12 protein-coding genes and 1 pseudogene are annotated in these 16,409 nt (G+C 64.7%); 4 read left to right on the top strand and 9 right to left on the bottom strand.

Going from position 1 to position 16,409, the window contains the following annotated elements; genetic code table 11:
• Positions 1-354: 354 nt before the first annotated feature.
• The gene (locus QTI68_RS07945; RefSeq protein WP_286520803.1) at positions 355-1,776 is read right to left on the bottom strand and encodes an aldehyde dehydrogenase family protein; all 1,422 of its coding nucleotides are present in this window, start codon (positions 1,774-1,776) and stop codon (positions 355-357) included.
• Between the two features lie 113 nt (positions 1,777-1,889).
• Between QTI68_RS07945 and QTI68_RS07940 the strand changes: the two genes are divergently transcribed.
• Positions 1,890-2,789, top strand: a complete 900-nt coding sequence (locus QTI68_RS07940) for a LysR family transcriptional regulator (protein ID WP_286520802.1) — start codon at positions 1,890-1,892, stop codon at positions 2,787-2,789.
• A gap of 93 nt (positions 2,790-2,882) precedes the next feature.
• On the opposite strand, the gene QTI68_RS07935 is transcribed toward QTI68_RS07940, so the two are convergent.
• The 6 genes from QTI68_RS07935 to QTI68_RS07910 all read right to left on the bottom strand — a co-directional run bounded on the left by QTI68_RS07935 (position 2,883) and on the right by QTI68_RS07910 (position 12,080).
• Complete coding sequence (locus QTI68_RS07935; protein ID WP_286520801.1) at positions 2,883-3,185, bottom strand: hypothetical protein; 303 nt, start codon at positions 3,183-3,185, stop codon at positions 2,883-2,885.
• A 108-nt stretch (positions 3,186-3,293) separates the two neighbouring features.
• Positions 3,294-3,485 (bottom strand): hypothetical protein, encoded by a 192-nt coding sequence (locus tag QTI68_RS07930; protein ID WP_286520799.1) that lies wholly within the window; start codon positions 3,483-3,485, stop codon positions 3,294-3,296.
• 24 nt (positions 3,486-3,509) lie between these two features.
• A complete protein-coding gene (locus tag QTI68_RS07925) occupies positions 3,510-8,336 on the bottom strand; it encodes an NAD-glutamate dehydrogenase (protein WP_286520798.1) in 4,827 nt (1,608 codons plus the stop codon).
• A 158-nt stretch (positions 8,337-8,494) separates the two neighbouring features.
• Positions 8,495-9,262, bottom strand: a complete 768-nt coding sequence (locus QTI68_RS07920) for an SDR family NAD(P)-dependent oxidoreductase (protein ID WP_286520797.1) — start codon at positions 9,260-9,262, stop codon at positions 8,495-8,497.
• Positions 9,259-10,536 (bottom strand): MFS transporter, encoded by a 1,278-nt coding sequence (locus QTI68_RS07915; RefSeq protein ID WP_286520795.1) that lies wholly within the window; start codon positions 10,534-10,536, stop codon positions 9,259-9,261. Before QTI68_RS07915 ends, QTI68_RS07920 begins: the two co-directional genes overlap by 4 nt.
• Positions 10,533-12,080, bottom strand: a complete 1,548-nt coding sequence (locus QTI68_RS07910; RefSeq protein WP_286520793.1) for a GMC oxidoreductase — start codon at positions 12,078-12,080, stop codon at positions 10,533-10,535. Before QTI68_RS07910 ends, QTI68_RS07915 begins: the two co-directional genes overlap by 4 nt.
• A 171-nt stretch (positions 12,081-12,251) precedes the next feature.
• On the opposite strand from QTI68_RS07910, the gene QTI68_RS07905 reads away from it, so the two are divergent.
• Genes QTI68_RS07905 through QTI68_RS07895 form a run of 3 tightly spaced genes read left to right on the top strand, consistent with a single transcriptional unit; the run spans position 12,252 to position 15,371 of the window.
• Complete coding sequence (locus tag QTI68_RS07905) at positions 12,252-14,048, top strand: glycoside hydrolase family 15 protein (RefSeq protein WP_286520791.1); 1,797 nt, start codon at positions 12,252-12,254, stop codon at positions 14,046-14,048.
• Positions 14,045-15,088, top strand: a complete 1,044-nt coding sequence (locus QTI68_RS07900; RefSeq protein ID WP_286520790.1) for an aldose 1-epimerase family protein — start codon at positions 14,045-14,047, stop codon at positions 15,086-15,088. Before QTI68_RS07905 ends, QTI68_RS07900 begins: the two co-directional genes overlap by 4 nt.
• A 25-nt stretch (positions 15,089-15,113) precedes the next feature.
• Entirely contained in the window at positions 15,114-15,371 is a 258-nt protein-coding gene (locus QTI68_RS07895) for an SWIB/MDM2 domain-containing protein (protein WP_286520789.1), read from the top strand.
• 192 nt (positions 15,372-15,563) lie between these two features.
• Here QTI68_RS07895 and QTI68_RS07890 read toward each other — a convergent pair whose 3' ends face one another.
• Positions 15,564-16,127, bottom strand: a complete 564-nt coding sequence (locus QTI68_RS07890) for an IclR family transcriptional regulator (RefSeq protein ID WP_286521547.1) — start codon at positions 16,125-16,127, stop codon at positions 15,564-15,566.
• Positions 16,128-16,166: 39 nt separating this feature from the next.
• A pseudogene (locus QTI68_RS07885) lies at positions 16,167-16,400 on the bottom strand (helix-turn-helix domain-containing protein); the annotation flags it as partial.
• Between the last annotated feature and the right edge of the window lie 9 nt (positions 16,401-16,409).

The raw sequence follows: 16,409 nt of genomic DNA, 5'->3' as shown, positions 1-16,409 counted from the left end.
AAATGTCGTGAAACAACGTAGCGGAAGTCCGTGGGTGACGCGATTAAAAGCTGGACGGTATCGAGAGATCGCGCGCGCGCGTCGTGTCGTGCGCCATCCTTTCCGACACGATGCGTGTCGGTTCTCAGCTAACCAGGCAACTCATCGCTCCTCGACCAGCCCAAGGGAGCAGCCTAGTTCGTAGCCGGCGCGTGCGGTCGACTCGACGCCGATGTTCGTGGAGATGCCGCCGAGAACGGCGGCGAAATCGCAGGTCAAGCTCCGTGCCGAAGAAGGCGTTCCATTGGCGCTTCGTGATCTGGGTGTCGCGCTCAACATGGCGGCACCCTGCAGAGGCAACATGCCGCCAGGCCCTCAGATCGCTCCAAGCAAGGTCTTTGCCTCCAGGTACGACTCCAGACCAAGCACACCGTATTCGCGCCCGACGCCTGATTGCTTGTAGCCCCCGAACGGTGCCAAAGGGTCGTGCTGCAACGTGTTGATCATCACGCGACCGGCCTGGAGCCTGGTCGCCACAGCCTTTGCCCGAGCCGGATCCGACGACATGACGTAGGCGTGCAGGCCAAACACCGTGTCGTTGGCCATCTCGATCGCTTCCTCGTCGCTGTCATAGGTCAGGATGGACAGAACGGGGCCGAAGATTTCTTCGCGTGCGATCGTCATGTCGTTTCGCACGTTGGCAAATACCGTCGGCCGGACGAAATAGCCCTCCTCGAGCCCGGCCGGATGGCCTTCGCCACCCGTGATGAGCGTTGCGCCCTCGGCAAGACCAAGCCGGATGTAGTTCTGAATGCGGTCGTATTGATTGCGATTGGCCAGGGGGCCGATGACTGTCGCTGGGTCGGCCGGGTCGGCCACCTTCATCTGCACCACCGTCTCTTTCACCATCGTGATGACTTCATCCAGGCGCCGCGCGGGGACGAGCAGTCGGCTGCCCGAGATACATGCCTGGCCGTTGTTCATGAACGCCGCATTGAGCGCGAGCGGAACCGCCTTCGTCAGGTCTGCATCGTCAAGGATGATGGACGGGGACTTGCCGCCCAGGGCCAGGTGGACACGCTTCATGGTGTCGGTCGCCGCACGCTGGATGATCTTGCCCACCGCCGTGGAGCCCGTAAACGAGATCTTGGCGACATCCGGATGCGTGCTCAGTTCGGCGCCCACGACGTCGCCGCGTCCGGTGACGATGTTGACGACGCCCGCCGGCAACCCGGCTGCGTGAATCGCTTCGGCCACGATCCTGTTCTGGATCGGGCTCAGCTCGCTCGGCTTGATGACGGACGTGCAGCCAGCGGCGATGGCCATCGCCAGCTTGCTGCAGATCGAGCCGGCGGTGCTGTTCCATGGCGTGATGAGGGCCGAAACGCCCACGGGTTCCATGGTCACGGTTGATGTGCCCATCACGCGGGTGAATTCGTAGGTCTCCAGCGTCGCCGCGGCATCAAGAAATGATTGCGCCGCAAACTGGGAGATCCAGGAGGCGCGTGAGACCGGGGCGCCATATTCCTCAATCGTCGTGTCGCGCAATGCATCGCTGTATGACAGGACGGCGGCATGCAGCCGCTTCAGCATGGCGACGCGCTCGGCGACGGTTGTCTGCGCGAACGCCGGCAATGCTTTCTTTGCCGCCGCGATGGCGCGGCGCGTGTCCTCGGCATCGGCGAGGGTCGCGCGGGCAAGGGGCCTTCCGGTGGTCGGGTTGATGACTTCGACGGTCTCCGTGCCGTGCGGTGTCACGAAAGCGCCGTCGATGTAGGTCTGGCGGATGGTTTGCATGATCGCTCCTGTGTTTTCCCCGGACTGTCCGGAGGCGTGCAGAGAGCGTATGGCCGCCCCATAGTTTTGATAAGCTGGATGAAAGTTGACGTTTTATTTCGAAACTCGGGACAATGCAAAAATCTGGTCTGGTCGGCTTGGAAGCCGTACTTGCTGTCGCCCGGTGCCAGAGCTTTCGGCGGGCAGCGAATGAACTCGGCATCTCGACCACGGCCGTGAGCAACGCGGTTGCCGGGCTGGAGGCGCGCCTCGGCGTTCGCCTGTTTCACCGGACCACCCGCAGCGTCTCCCTGACCGAGGCTGGCGAGCACTTCGTGGCCCGGATCGCGCCGGCCTTGTCGGAAATTCGCGGCGCCATGGAGGAAACGACCCTCAATCGCCTGGCGCCAATTGGCACGCTCCGCATCAATGCCTCGCTGGGCGCAGCCCGCATGGTGTTTGCGCCCATCGTGCTGGTGTACCTGCGCCGCTATCCCGACATGAAGGTGGAGATCGCGACCGAAGGGCGCATGGTCGATATCGTGGCTGAGGGCTTCGATGCCGGGATTCGCCTGAGCGAGATGGTGCCGCAGGACATGGTCCGCATCCCGATCGACGGTGATCTCCGGATGGCGGTGGTGGGCTCGCCCGAGCATTTCTCGCAGTTCCCGATCCCGACTTCGCCGGCCGACCTTGCCAAGCACCCCTGTGTGAGAGCGAGGTTTCCCAGCGGCGCGCCGTCGCGCTGGGAGTTCTCCCGCCTTGGCGAAGCAATGAATGTCGAGGTGAGCGGGCCGCTCACGCTCGACGACCCAGGCCTCATGCGCGAGGCCGTCTTGGCCGGCACGGGCCTGGCCTATCTGGCCGACTGGTATGTGCGTGACGACCTGGCGGCTGGGCGGCTCGTGCGCGTGCTGCAGGACTGGACGCCCAGCTACCGTGGTCTGGCGCTCTACTACCCGCCTGGCCGACAGCTACCGGCGGGACTCCGCGCCTTCGTTGACCTCATTCATGAACTTGGCTCGGGAAGATGAAACAGTAGTCGGCTGAGGCATGGACCTCCAAGGTGATCGTCGCCGACAGCCCGTCCCTGGCCGCGAACCCCGCCGCGTGTTCGGAGCGCGCGCTCACGATGTCTGCGCGATCAGTTCCAGCGGCACGACCTCGACTTCTCCACCGGCCACGCGCTTGCTTTCCTCGGTATACCGCTTGAAGAAGTCCTTGCTCTGCAGTGTCTTGATCGCCTGCTCGTCCGACGCGGCGGCGAGATGGTAGTAGCCGTCGCCATCTCGTTCCTTCATGCAGCGGTACGAGATTTTTCCTTTCACATCAGGCTCGCTGTCCAGCCAGGCGATGAACTGTTGGATGTGCTCGTGCCAGGCCTCGCGCGTGCCGGTCTTGAATCGGTACTTGATGAGGAAGTGCTTCATGGATCGCCACCTTTCTGATGTCATATCTTCGGCGGCGGCGCTTCGCGCCGGAAGACAGCCTGCGCAGCAGTTCCGATCCGTTCAATCTGGTTGCACCGGTCTCGAGAATCATGTGTTGGTTCGCGTGGCGCCATTGGGCTCGGGAACGCGCGAACTGGCAAGCATGGACCACGCCGCCGCGCAATGCGGCGTGCCGTATCCCGGCGCCTTGAGGGCGTGCGCGTAGGTGCCGAAGCCGCCGGCCTCCACCACCAGCACGAGCGCGATCAGGTCGTCGACGACGCCGTTGAGTTCATCCATTCAGGTCTTTCTGGGATACCGGGACTACGCCAATGCCCGCAGTTCCCGCAATGCGACAGACAACATCGAGGCATCAGGCGCCGGCACCGCACGCAGTTCGCTCATCAACTCCGCCGCACGTTCGAGCGACCGGCCATTGGTGGCGCGCCATGCCTCGACGAGTACCGCAGGCGACTCGTCGCCGCTCCCGGCAAGCACCGCGCCGGTGATCGAACGCTGCAGGCTCGACAGGTCGTCGAGCATCGCGGCTTTCGCAAGCATTTGCCAGTGCTGGTCCCCCGGTAGCGCAGAGATGCGCTCGCGCAGCCACGGCATGCCGAGGCGGTTCGCGAGGTCGAAGTAGATCACCGCCACGAGTGCCACCGGCCGACTGGCGCTGCCGGCGATCTCGGCGATGTCGAGCGTCGCGTACAACGAGTCGAAAGTGACGACGCGTTCGGCCAGTTCGCGCGGCACGCCGCCGGCCACATAGTGCGAGACTGCGGTGTCGACGCGGGCACGCTCGTCGGGGGCCAGCAGTTCGGTCAGCCGTGCCGACAGCGCCTCGACGTTCGGCGTGAAGTGCGCGATGGTCGATTCCATGTCCTCGTTCAAGCGCCGCGAACGCAGGAACCACTTCGTGCCGCGCTCCAGTTGCCGGCTGGTGTCGATCAGCAGGCTCGACTGCACGGCGTCGTCAATGCGGTTGTCGAGCGCTTCGATGGACAGCCACAGCGGCACCATGCCGAAGATCTCGCGGCTCATCAGATAGGCACGCACGACCTCGAATGCACGGGCGCCGGTGGTCTCGACCAAGCGATGCACGAAGGTGCTGCCGATCCGGTTGATGGCGCTGTTGGTGACGTGCGTGGCAATGATCTCTCGCCGCAGCGGATGCCTGGGCATGTAGACCGCGAACTTCTCGCTCAGCAGCTTCGGGAAGTAGCGCGCCAGCGCCGTCGCAACCCAGCGGTCGTCGGGCAGCGGCGAGGCCAGCAGTTCGTCGTAGAGCCAGATCTTGCTGTAGGCCAACAGCACCGCGCGCTCGGGACTGGTCAGGCCCTGGCCTTGGGCACGGCGCTCGGCCAGTGCTTCGTCGGACGGCAGGTACTCGATCGCACGATGCAACCGTCCGGCTTTCTCGAGGTACTGCATGAACCGGGTCTGCGCATCGAGCAGTTGTGGCGCGATGCGCCCTGTGACCGACAGCACCTGCGTCTGAAAGATGTTGTCGCGCAGCACCAGCGCAGCCACGTCGTCGGTCATCTCCGGCAGCAGCGCATTGCGTTGCTTCTCGGTGAGCTCGCCTTCGGTGATGGGCAGGCCGACCAGGATCTTGATGTTGACCTCGTGATCCGAAGTATCCACGCCGGCCGAGTTGTCGATCGCGTCGGTGTTGATGCGCCCACCCGCCTGCGCGAATTCGATCCGGCCCAATTGCGTGCAGCCGAGGTTGCCGCCTTCGGCGAGGACCTTGCAGCGCAACTCCCCGCCGTTGACGCGCAGGGCGTCGTTCGCACGGTCGCCCACCTGCGCGTGGCTCTCGCTCGCGGCCTTCACGTAGGTGCCGATGCCGCCGTTGTAGATCAGGTCGACCGGGGCCTTGAGGATGGCATTGACCAGTTCGGTCGGCGTGAGTGCGTCGGCGGTGATGTCGAGCACCTGCTTCATCTGCGGCGTGATCGGGATCGACTTGGCGCTGCGCGCATGGATTCCGCCGCCCTCGGAGATCAGCGACGCGTCGTAGTCGGCCCACGATGATCGCGGCAGCTTGAACAGGCGCTGGCGCTCGGCAAAGCTCTTCGGCACATCGGGGGTCGGGTCGAGAAAGACGTGCCGATGGTCGAACGCCGCCACGAGCCGGATGTGCGGCGAAAGCAGCATGCCGTTGCCGAACACGTCGCCCGACATGTCGCCGATTCCGGCCACCGTGAAATCGGTCGTCTGCGTGTCGATGCCCATCTCGCGGAAGTGGCGCTTCACTGATTCCCAGGCCCCGCGTGCCGTGATGCCCATGACCTTGTGGTCGTAGCCCACCGAGCCGCCGGAAGCGAAGGCGTCGCCGAGCCAGAAGCCGTATTCCTTGCTGACGCCGTTGGCGTAGTCGCTGAAGGTGGCCGTGCCCTTGTCGGCCGCAACCACGAGGTAGGGGTCGTCATCGTCGTGGCGCCTGACCTGCGGCGGCGGCACGATCGTGTCGCCGACGCGGTTGTCGGTGATGTCGAGCAGGCCGCGCAGATAGTCCTGGTAGCAGGCCACGCCTTCGCGCAGGTACGCATCGCGGTCGCTCGCCGCGGGTGCGCGCTTGAGCACGAAGCCGCCCTTGGAGCCCACCGGCACGATCACGGTGTTCTTGACCATCTGCGCCTTGACGAGGCCCAGCACTTCGGTGCGGAAGTCTTCCGGCCGGTCCGACCAGCGCAGCCCCCCGCGCGCGACCCGACCGCCGCGCAGGTGCACACCCTCGAAGCGGGTCGAGTACACGAAGATCTCGAACATCGGCTTGGGCGCCGGCAAATCGGGCACCTTCGAGGAGTCGAACTTGAACGACAGGAAATCGCGCCGGCCGCCTGCCGCATCGCGACGCCAGTAGTTGGTGCGCGTGGTGGCCAGGATCAGCGCGAGGTATTGCCGCAGCACCCGGTCTTCAGACAGGTTGGCCACGTTCTCGAGCGCGGCTTCGATCTCGCGCACCTTCTCGCCCGCCAGCGTGTCGGCGCCGGCCGCCTGTGCCGGATCGAAGCGCAGCTTGAACAGATCGACCAGCGCGCGCGCAACGGGAGCGTTCGCCGCCAGCGTGCTCTCCATGAACGGCTGCGACAGCGCGAAGCCGATCTGCCGCATGTACTTCGCGTAGGCGCGAAGCACCACGATCTCGTGCGCGGGCAGGCGCGCTGCGAGAACCAGGCGGTTGAAGTCGTCGTTCTCGACCTTGCCGCCGAGCACGGCGGCGAATGCGTCTTCGAACACCGGCCGCAGCGCGTCGACCTCGATCTCGGCATCGCCCAGCGCACTGCGCAGGCCGAAATCGTGGACCCAGATCGGCGATGCACCCTGCGGTGCGAGCCGGTGCGGATGTTCGTCCAGCACGCTCATGCCCAGGTGTTCGAGCATCGGCAGGCTGGTCGACAGGATGAGCGGCTCGCCGCGCCGCAGCACCTTGAAGCGCAGCGTGCCCGGCGCCGCTTCGAGCGGCCGGTAGAGATTCATGCCGATCGGCTGCGCGTCGCTCAGCCGTTCCATCAGTTCGATGTCGTGCACGGCGGTGCGCGCTGCGAACTCGTCGCGGTAGCCGGCCGGGAAGGCGCCGGCGAACTGGCGCAGCAGTTCGTTGCCGCGCGCTTCGCCGGTCGTCTCGATCAGCGCCGACTTCAGGTCGTCGTCCCAGCGGCGGGCGGCGGCGACCAGGCGTTGCTCGACCTCGCGCACGTCGAAGGGCGGGATATGTCCGGGCCGGGTGCGCACGGTGATCTGGATCAGGGCCAGGACCGATTCCGACAGGTGCACATTGAACTCGGAACTGGTGCCGTTGAAGGCCTGCACCAGGATCGCCTGCCACTTCTCGCGCAGCTCGGTCGTGTAATTCTCGCGCGGTGCGTAGATCATGCACGCCACGAAGCGCTCGAACGGGTCGCGCCGCACGAAGAGGCGAAAGCGCTGGCGCTCGCCCAGGTGGAGGATGCCCATGGACGTGGACAGCAGTTCGTCCGCGCTGGTCTGGAACAGCTCGTCGCGCGGATAGGTCTCGAGGATGTTGACAAGCGCCTTGCCCGAGTGGCTGCCGCTCGCGAGGCCGGCGCGCAACACCACGTCAGCCACCTTGCGCCGCAGCAGCGGAATGTCGGCCGGGCTGGCGCTGTAGGCCGTGGAAGTGAACAGGCCGAGGAAACGGTCTTCGCCGCAGACCAGGCCTTCGGCATCGAAGCGCTTGACGGCAATGTAGTCAAGGTAGCCGGGCCGGTGCACGGTGGAGCGAGAGGTGGACTTGGTGACCACCAGCAATTCGGGCCGGCGTGCGTAGGCGCGCACCTCCAGTGGCAGCGCCGCGAAGGCGGCAGTCGGGTCCTTGATCACCTCGCGCAAGATGCCGAGGCTCGAATCCGGCACCACCTTGAGCGCGTCCTCGCCGTCGACCTTCACCAGCTCGTGGCTGCGGTGCCCGAGGAGCGTGAAGTGATCGTCGGCCAGCCAGCGCAGGAAGGCCTGGCCTTCGGCAAGTTCCTGCGGCGGGATCGGCGGGGCGCGCTCGTCGAGGCCCTGGACGATGCCCAGCACGCGCTCCTTCATCGCCTTCCAGTCGGCCACGGCCAGCCGCACGTCGCCGAGCACTCGCGTCAGGTCGGCAGCGAGCGCCTCTAGCCGGCCCGCGTCGGCCACGCGGTCCACCTCGACATGGATGAACGACTCGCGCCGCGCATCGGGCGAAGGCGCTCCTGTCGCCAGCCCCTGGAGCGTGCCCTCGCTGTCGCGGATCACCGCGACCAGCGGATGAATGATCAGGTGCAGGGTCAGCCCGTGGCGGTTGACTTCCATCGTCACCGAATCGACGAGAAACGGCATGTCGTCGTTGACGATCTCGATGATGGTGTGCGTCGACTGCCAGCCGTGCTCCGCGATCGTCGGATTGAAAACGTGCAACCTGGCGCGCCCCGGCTCGCGCTTTCGCGCGAAGCTCCAATGCGAGAGCGCGGCGCCATACAGGTCGGCGATCTGGCGGTCGGCCAGGTCTTCGGGGTCCACCTGGCCAAAGTACTGCCGAGCGAACGCTGCGAGCAGATCCGCCTGGTCCGTGGTGACCTTGGCGCGAATCAGGCCAACGACCTCGTCCACGCGTTCGCCTGGGCGTCCAGCCTCGGGTGCATCGGTTTCCATGCTTGCCTCCTGATCGGTGTGTGTTCAGCCACTGTGGAAGCGACCGGGCGGAAAAGCAAGGGACTGCTGCACGCGAAGGCGTTGGCGACGAGACTACGTCGAGTGCAAATCGGGCCAGGCGTCTCCCGGTGTCATCTGGAGTTCTTCGGAGCGACTCATCACAGTCCAGGACTGCTTTGCATGATCCCGCCGTCCACGAAAATCGTGGTGGCCGTCAGGTAGCTCGCACCGTCGCTCGCGAGGAACGCCACGACGCTCGCGATTTCCTCCGAACGAGCCATGCGGCCCAACGGAATAGCCGAGTTCAGTTTCTTCAGCAGTACCGGATCGTTCATGGTCGACAGGTTGATCGGCGTGGCCACGGCGCCAGGGCCGACGCCGACGACGAGGATGTTGTGCGGCGCCAGCTCGACGCCCGCCGTGCGCGTGAGCATCCGAATGCCGCCCTTCGAAAGGCAGTAGGCGGCGTTGCCCGGCATCGGCCAGTCCTCGTGCACCGAACTGACGTTGATGATGCGCCCGCCGCCCCCCTGCTTGATCATCTGCTGCGCGGCGAACTGGGTGCCGAAGAACGCGCTCTTGAGATTGATGGCGAGCACCTTGTCGTAATCCGCCTCGCTCGTGTCGAGCACGGAGGTGCGAGTCTCGACCCCTGCGTTGTTGACCATGACGTCGATCCGGCGGAACCTCTTGACGGCAGTGGCGATCAGCTTTTGCAGGTCGGCGACCTTGCTCACGTCGGCTTGCACGCCGATCGCCTGGTCTCCCAAGGCGAGCACTTGCCTCTCCGTCGCTTCCGTTGCTTCGGGATGCACGACGTAGTCGATGACCACGTTGGCGCCTTGCTTGGCGAGCTCCAGCACGATGGCGAGACCGATGCCGCTGTTGCCGCCGGTGACGATGGCGACTTTGTCCTTCAGGTTCATGGTTGATCTCCTCGGTGAGTGATGGTTGAGGTCTGGGTCGGACTTTGAATCGGCGCGCGCACTGCTTCCGTGACCCGTGGCGGCGGGCGGCGGGCGATGAGCGCGGCAAGCACGACGAGCGCCAGCGCGACGCCGGTGGTCGCTCCATAGATCGTGCCCAAACTCAATCCCAACCGTGACTCCAGAGGGCCGACGCCAAAGGCCGCGATCCCGTAGCCGATCTGGTAGGACGCAATCAATCCACCGGCCATCGATGCGGCGATGGCCTTGAGTTCCGCCTGACCGAAGCTGATGACCAGCGGCAGCAGCGCCGAACAACCGAAGCCGGCGAGCGCAAAGGCCGGGATACCCAAGAGAGGCTGGCTCGGCTGCAGGAAGGCGAGGACGACAAAGCCAGCGGCCACAAGCAACGGCAGGACCTGGAAGACGGCGCGCTCGGGCAACCATTTCCCGACGAGGGCAAAGAGGACGCGCCCTGCCGTCACCATGCCCCAGAACACGGTGAGGGCGAGCGAGGACTGCGTCGCACTTGCGCCCAGCTCCTTCGTCATGTAGAGCGAAGCCCAGTTGCCGTTCATCGTTTCGCAGACACCGTACAAGAGCGCGAATCCGGCGAACACCCAGAACCGAAAAGGAAGCTTCGTCCGCCCGCCCACGACGCCGGCGCCGTCCGCTTGCGCATCCGGACTGAGCGGCAAGCGCGCACTGAACAGGAGCAAGCCCAGGATCAGCGCGCCAGCCAGCACCGGCAGTCCCCACCAGATGCCCAGACCAACGAACACCGCGACAAGAATCGGCGCCAGCGCAGTGCCTGACCCCAGCAGGGCGTTCAGCGCCAACACGGCCTTGTCCACCTTCTGAGGAAAGAAGGCGGCGGCGAAGGTGTTGAGCGTCGGCACCGTGAAACCGAAACCGACGCCGAGGCAGCCGGTGGCGACGAGCAGGACCACGTAGGCAACCGCGTGCTCGCTCATCGCGAACCGGCTCAGAACGAGCAGCGCCATCGACGCCAGATTCGCAACGAGTCCGATCAAGAAGATGCGCCTGGCGCCGAGGCGTCGTGCCAGGCCGGCGCCCAGCAGGGAGGATCCGATGGCCGTCACCGCCTGGGGCACGAACATGCCGCCGTATTCCGTTCTCGACAAACCGTAGCCCGTGGCGCTGGTGAAGACGACGCCCGCCGCCGGAAACGTGACCAGCGCCACGCCCTGAATCAAGCCGGCGCCGTACACGGCCGCGATTTCCTTGCGCCGTGCGAGCGGGTAATTTGTCATTGGACGCGGTGCAGCAGATGTTCGCCGACGCGCAAGGCATTCGCGATGGCGGTCAACGACGGATTCACCGCCCCGATGCTTGGGAAAAAGCTGGTGTCCACGACATACAGGTTGTCGAGCTCGTGCGCCTTGCAGTTGACGTCGAGGACGGACGTTGCCGGGTCGATGCCGAACCGGCAGGTGCCGGCCTGGTGAGCGACGCCGGCGATAGGAATGTGCTTTCCCATGTAGAGGTTGTTCGGGATGAGGTGAGGATGCATGTCCATGTGCTCGAGCATCGACTGCAATTTCCTTTGCAGGCGATTGATCGGCTCCACGTTCGTGAACTCGTAGTGGAGCTGGATCTCACCTCCGGAATTCACGGACACGCGATTCTGCGGAAGCGGCAAGTCTTCGCTCGTGAGCCAGAAATCCACCGCGTGTCGGGCCATCTGATCCAACGTGAAGCCGGGCGCGAACCGTGGCGCGTCTTCCTTGAACATCGGTCCCTGGGACTTGCCGAGCATCTGGATATTGCCGAGCGGAAATTCGTAGTCCGTCGCACCGAAATAGAAATCGTTGATCGTGAGCGTCTTCTGGAACTCGGTCGGGTTCTCGTGCCGGGAAAGGGCGACCAGCGCGACCGCGTTGTGAAACATGAAGTGGCGACCCACCATGTCCGAACCGTTCGCCAGCCCGCGCGGATGTTTTTGATTCGCCGACATGAGCAGGAGCCGCGCGGAATTGGCTGCCCCGCAGGACACGACGATGAGGCTTCCGGTGTACTCCTCGCGCTGCCCGTCGCGATGCACGATCACCTTGGTAACCGTGCGTCCGCTGGCGTCCGTTTCGAGGCGCTGGACATGAGCGTCTCTCTTCAGCGTCACGTTCGGGTACTGCAACGCGGGCCGCACGGCGATGACTTCAGCGTCCGCCTTCGCGTGGACGAGGCAGGGGTAGCCGTCGCAGGAATTGCAGCGTATGCAGGGGCTGTGCGGACGGTCCGCCTCGTCCAGCAGGATGCCGGTCGGCGCGTACGCCGGCCGATAACCCGCACGCTTCAAGCCATCGGCGATCTCCTGCACACGCGGCTCGTGGCTCACGGGGGGAAATGCGTAGGGTGCGCTGGCCGGTGGATCGGTGGGATCATCGCCGCGCTGACCATGGACGTGGTAGAGCGCTTCCGCCTGCGTGTAGTACGGTTCGAAATCTTCGTACCGAATCGGCCAGTCGGGCGTCGAGCCGTCGGCAGTGCGATGCGCCGTGAAATCCCTCTCGCGCAAGCGAAACATCGCAGCGCCGAACATCTTGGTCGCGCCGCCGACGAAGTAATGGACGCCCGGCTGGAACGGCTTGCCGTCCGAGTCATACCACGTGTCCTTCGACACGTAACGGTTCTTCACGAAGACGTCGGTCGGATCCCAGTTCTGCTTTTCGCGCGGCAGATAGTCGCCGCGTTCGAGTATGAGAATTCGCTTGCCGGAAGGGGCCAGCTTGAGGGCGAGCGTGCCGCCGCCGGCCCCGCTGCCGATGATGATGAAATCGTAGTGATCATCGCTGCGCATGAGGTTCCCCCGTGGGTAAGGCCTTGACTGCAGGAGTGGGCACCTCTTTCGCGGTCGATATTGTCGGAAATCGTTACGTTGGTAACGGGACAGTGTCGACGCCGCACAGGCGGGGGCAGTCGCCTCCAGAATCAGGTCCAGCTCGCTGCTCACTGCCCCACGGGAGGTCGAATGGCTCTTCGAATCGAGGACTACGGACTCATCGGCGACATGCACACTGCAGCATTGGTCGGGATCGATGGGTCGATCGACTGGTTGTGCCTGCCGCGCTTCGACTCTCCCGCATGTTTCGCGAACCTGCTCGGCACCGAGGAGAACGGTCGATGGCGCATCGCTCCGACCGGAGACGCCGTCGCCACGACGCGACGGTATCGGCCTTCGACGCTCGTTCTCGAAACCGAGTTCGAGACGGCCGACGGCGTGGTTCGGCTCATCGACTGCATGGCCGTGCGCGCATCGAACCCACGGATCGTGCGGATCGTCGAGGGCGTGCGCGGCACCGTATCGATGTCCGTTCGGCTCAACCCGCGGTTCGATTACGGCAAGACCGCCCCGTGGATCCTCGCCAGGGATCAGGCGGTGAGTGCCGGCGCGGGACCCGAGGCGGTCGAGTTGCGAGCCGACGTACCGATCACGTCGCAGGACCGTTGTCTCGAAGCCGACTTCTCGGTGAGCGCGGGCGAGCGCATTTGCTTTGTTCTCACAGGGTACCGCTCCTGGGAAGAGCCGCCGCCGCCCATCGATGCTCTCGATGCGGTGGCCGAGACTGAGGCTTGGTGGCGCGCCTGGTCGGGTCGTTCGACGTACAAAGGTGCGTGGAAGGACGAGGTCGAACGCTCCCTCATCACGCTCAAGGCGCTCACCTACGCACCCACCGGCGGGCTGGTGGCCGCGCCCACCACGTCGCTGCCCGAGTTCCTTGGCGGCGTGCGCAACTGGGACTACCGGTACTGTTGGATCCGAGACGCGGCGCTCGCGCTGGACGCGCTCATGTCTGCAGGCTATGTCGAAGAAGCGACGCATTGGCGCGACTGGGTGATCCGCGCCGTTGCGGGCGACCCCGAAGACCTGCAGATCATGTACGGGATCGCAGGAGAGCGCCGCCTCGACGAGTACGAACTCGGCTGGCTGGCGGGCTACGAGGGGTCCGCCCCCGTGCGGGTCGGAAACGCTGCCTCGGGGCAACTGCAGCTTGACGTCTATGGCGAGTTGGCCGATGCGATCTATCGCGCGCGGCGGCTCGGCATGACTGCCGTCGCCGCAGCGCTGGATCCCACCCAAAGCTTCGTTCTGTGGCTTGAGCGCCATTGGCGCGAACCCGACGATGGCATCTGGGAGGTTCGGGGGCCCCGACGTCAGTTCGTCCACTCGAAGGTGATGGCCTGGGTCGCTGCCGATCGCGTCGTGAAGATGTTGCAAGAGTCGGGCTACAAGGGCGCGATGGACGAACTGCTCCGGATGCGGGACGACATCCACGAGGAGGTGTGCCGCAATGGCTTCGACGCCGAGAGGAACACGTTCACCCAGTACTACGGATCCACGCAGCTCGATGCGGCGTTGCTGCTGATCCCGCAGGTCGGGTTTCTGCCGGCGACCGATCCGCGCGTGGCCGGCACGGTCGAAGCGATCCAACGTGAGCTCGTGCACGACGGGTTCGTGATGCGGTACATCCCGGACAAGGACGCGGCCGACGGATTGCCCCCGGGCGAAGGCGCGTTCCTCGCCTGCAGCTTCTGGCTCGTCAACGACTTGGCCATGCTCGGGAGACTCGAGGAAGCCCAGGTGCTTTTCGACCGGCTGCTCTCGCTCCGAAACGATCTCGGACTCTTCGCCGAGGAGTACGACCAGGCGCACCAGCGACTGATCGGCAACTTCCCTCAGGCGTTCACTCACCTGACGTTCATCGCCAGCGCCATGGCTCTCTCGGAAGCTGCCGATGCGCGGGCATCCACCGCACCGGATCGATGAGCGCGGTTGACGCGGTTTCGCCCCTCTCGGGCGCGCAATACGAGATCCGTCACGGCTCGCAGCGCGCCATCGTGACCGAAGTGGGCGCGACGCTGCGCCACTACTCGGTGGAAGACGCGGACATCATCGATGGATTCGGGGTGGAGGAGTGGTCGCCCAGCGGCCGCGGTCAGGTGCTGGCTCCCTGGCCGAACCGCCTCGACCGCGGGCAGTACCGGTTCGAAGGTCGGGCCGGCCAAGCGGCGCTCGACGAGCCCGAGTTGCAGAACGCGATCCATGGGCTGGTGCGATGGCTCCCGTGGAAGAGCGCATCGAAGTCAGCCGATGAAGTTGCGTTGACCTGCGCCCTCCATCCACAGCCGGGGTATCCGTGGCGGCTCGACCTGGAAGTCCGGTATCGGCTCGATGCGACGGGCCTGACGGTCTCCTTCCGGGCGCGGAATGCCTCTAGCGTCGCCGCGCCCTTCGGGATCGGTTTCCATCCCTACCTGACGGTGGGCGCCGCCATCGATGACGCGGTCCTGCGGGTCCCGGCGAATCGATGCCTGGTGATGGACGACCGCGGGCTTCCGGTCGGAGACGAGCCGGTCGCCGGATCGGACCGGGATTTCACCGAGCCGAGGTCGGTCGGCTCGATGCGGCTGGATACTGGCTACACGGACCTCGTGCGAGGGGCCGACGGCCTCGCGCGTGCATCCGTGGCGAGGCCCGACAAAGGCCGACGTGTCAGCCTCTGGGTCGATTCGTTGTTCCGATACCTCATGGTGTACACGGGCGACACCATCGAGAATGTGTCGCGTCGACGACGCGCCATTGCGATCGAGCCAATGACGTGCCCGCCGAATGCTCTTCGTTCAGGGATCGGCCTCTTGAAGTTGGAGCCCGGGCAACACGTCGAGGGCCGCTGGGGGCTGGTGCCGGATGGGGCCGAATCCGGCATTGACGCCGTCGTAGTGGGCGCCATGCGGCAGGACCGGACGGCGACCCACAACCGCCGTTCGGAGCCGCGCCCAGCGAAACCTTTTTGGGGGTGCTCGTAGAATTCACCGCTTTGCCGAGACAAATATGACCACTGCCAAAAAGCAAACGGCGTTCACGCGCCCCCTGACACCCAGCGTCGAGCTCGCAGCCGTCATTGGCTCCACGCCCCAGCCTCGAACCGAGGTCACCAAGCTGCTGTGGGAGTACATCAAGCTGAACAACCTCCAAAACCCAGCGAACAAGCGCAATATCCTTTGTGATGCCAAGCTTCAAGCGGTGATGGGCAAGCCCGAGGTGACGATGTTCGAAATGTCGGGTCTTGTTGGGAAGCACCTGTCCTGAAGAGCGCTGCCGCCGGGGGTGCTCCATCTACGACCCTCCGCTGCGGACCATCCTGTTGACCCGGCGCCCGACAACTTTCACTTCTGTTCGAAACAACCGGTCGGCTGCAGGTCGAATACGCCCACCTTAGGCCGTCCGCACATTCACTACGCCCAAGGGGCGAGCGAAAACGTCAGGGGCTGCCAAGCAATCTCACTGGCGAGGCCGAAAATGCGCTTGAATTTCATGCGAGGCGCTCAAGAGAGCTGGCCTGATTTCGCGCATGAAGAGTTCTGCAGACATCGATTGCGCCGGGCCAGCGGCGCTCAGAATCATCAGAGGCATGCCCTTTCCCACCCGAATCGGGGTGGCGATTCCATGTACTTCCTCTCGCCAGTCGCCGAACGAGCTGCAGCACCCAACTTCCTCGAGTTCAACGACAGCGCTACGAATGCCGGCTTCGATGCGCGGCCAGCCAGACGGGTCCAGCGCGCGAATCCTGTCCTCTAGTGCCTTGCGCGCGGCGGGCTTCACCGCAGCCAGATACGCCCGTCCCATCGAAGACGTGGCGAGCGGAATGCGGGAGCCGAGATTCAGTCGAAGCGTGACAACGGAGTCGCTGCGACAGGTCTCCACGTACAGCATTGACATTCCATCACGCATGCCCAGCGCGACGAGGCACTTCGTACTGTCAGCTAGCTTCTGCATGATAGGACGGCTAATCTCCTTCGCATCGAGCCTGGACAATGTTGTGCCACCAAGGGTCAGGGTCGCCATTCCAAGACGATATCTTCCTGAATCATTGTCGTGATGGAGAAATTCGAGCTTTGTGAGGGTGTATGTAAGCCGGGATACCGTCGACTTCGGCAACGAACATCGCTCAGCGAGCTCCTGGTTTCCAAGCCGCTCCTCGCCTGACCTGAACGATTGAAGAACTTGCAGGCCGCGCGCCAACGCCGTGACGAAGTGCCTGTCCTCCTTCGGTGCGCCCGTTATTCTGGGACTCGGAGTGACCGCTACTTCGCGAGTTGTCGAACGAGTCTTTGACATGAATGCGAA

The organism is Variovorax sp. J31P207, assembly GCF_030316965.1.
In the GTDB taxonomy this organism is placed as follows: Bacteria; Pseudomonadota; Gammaproteobacteria; order Burkholderiales; family Burkholderiaceae_C; genus Variovorax; species Variovorax ginsengisoli_B.
Note: the sequence above shows the minus strand (reverse complement) of the source record. Positions and strands in the feature narration are given on the sequence as shown.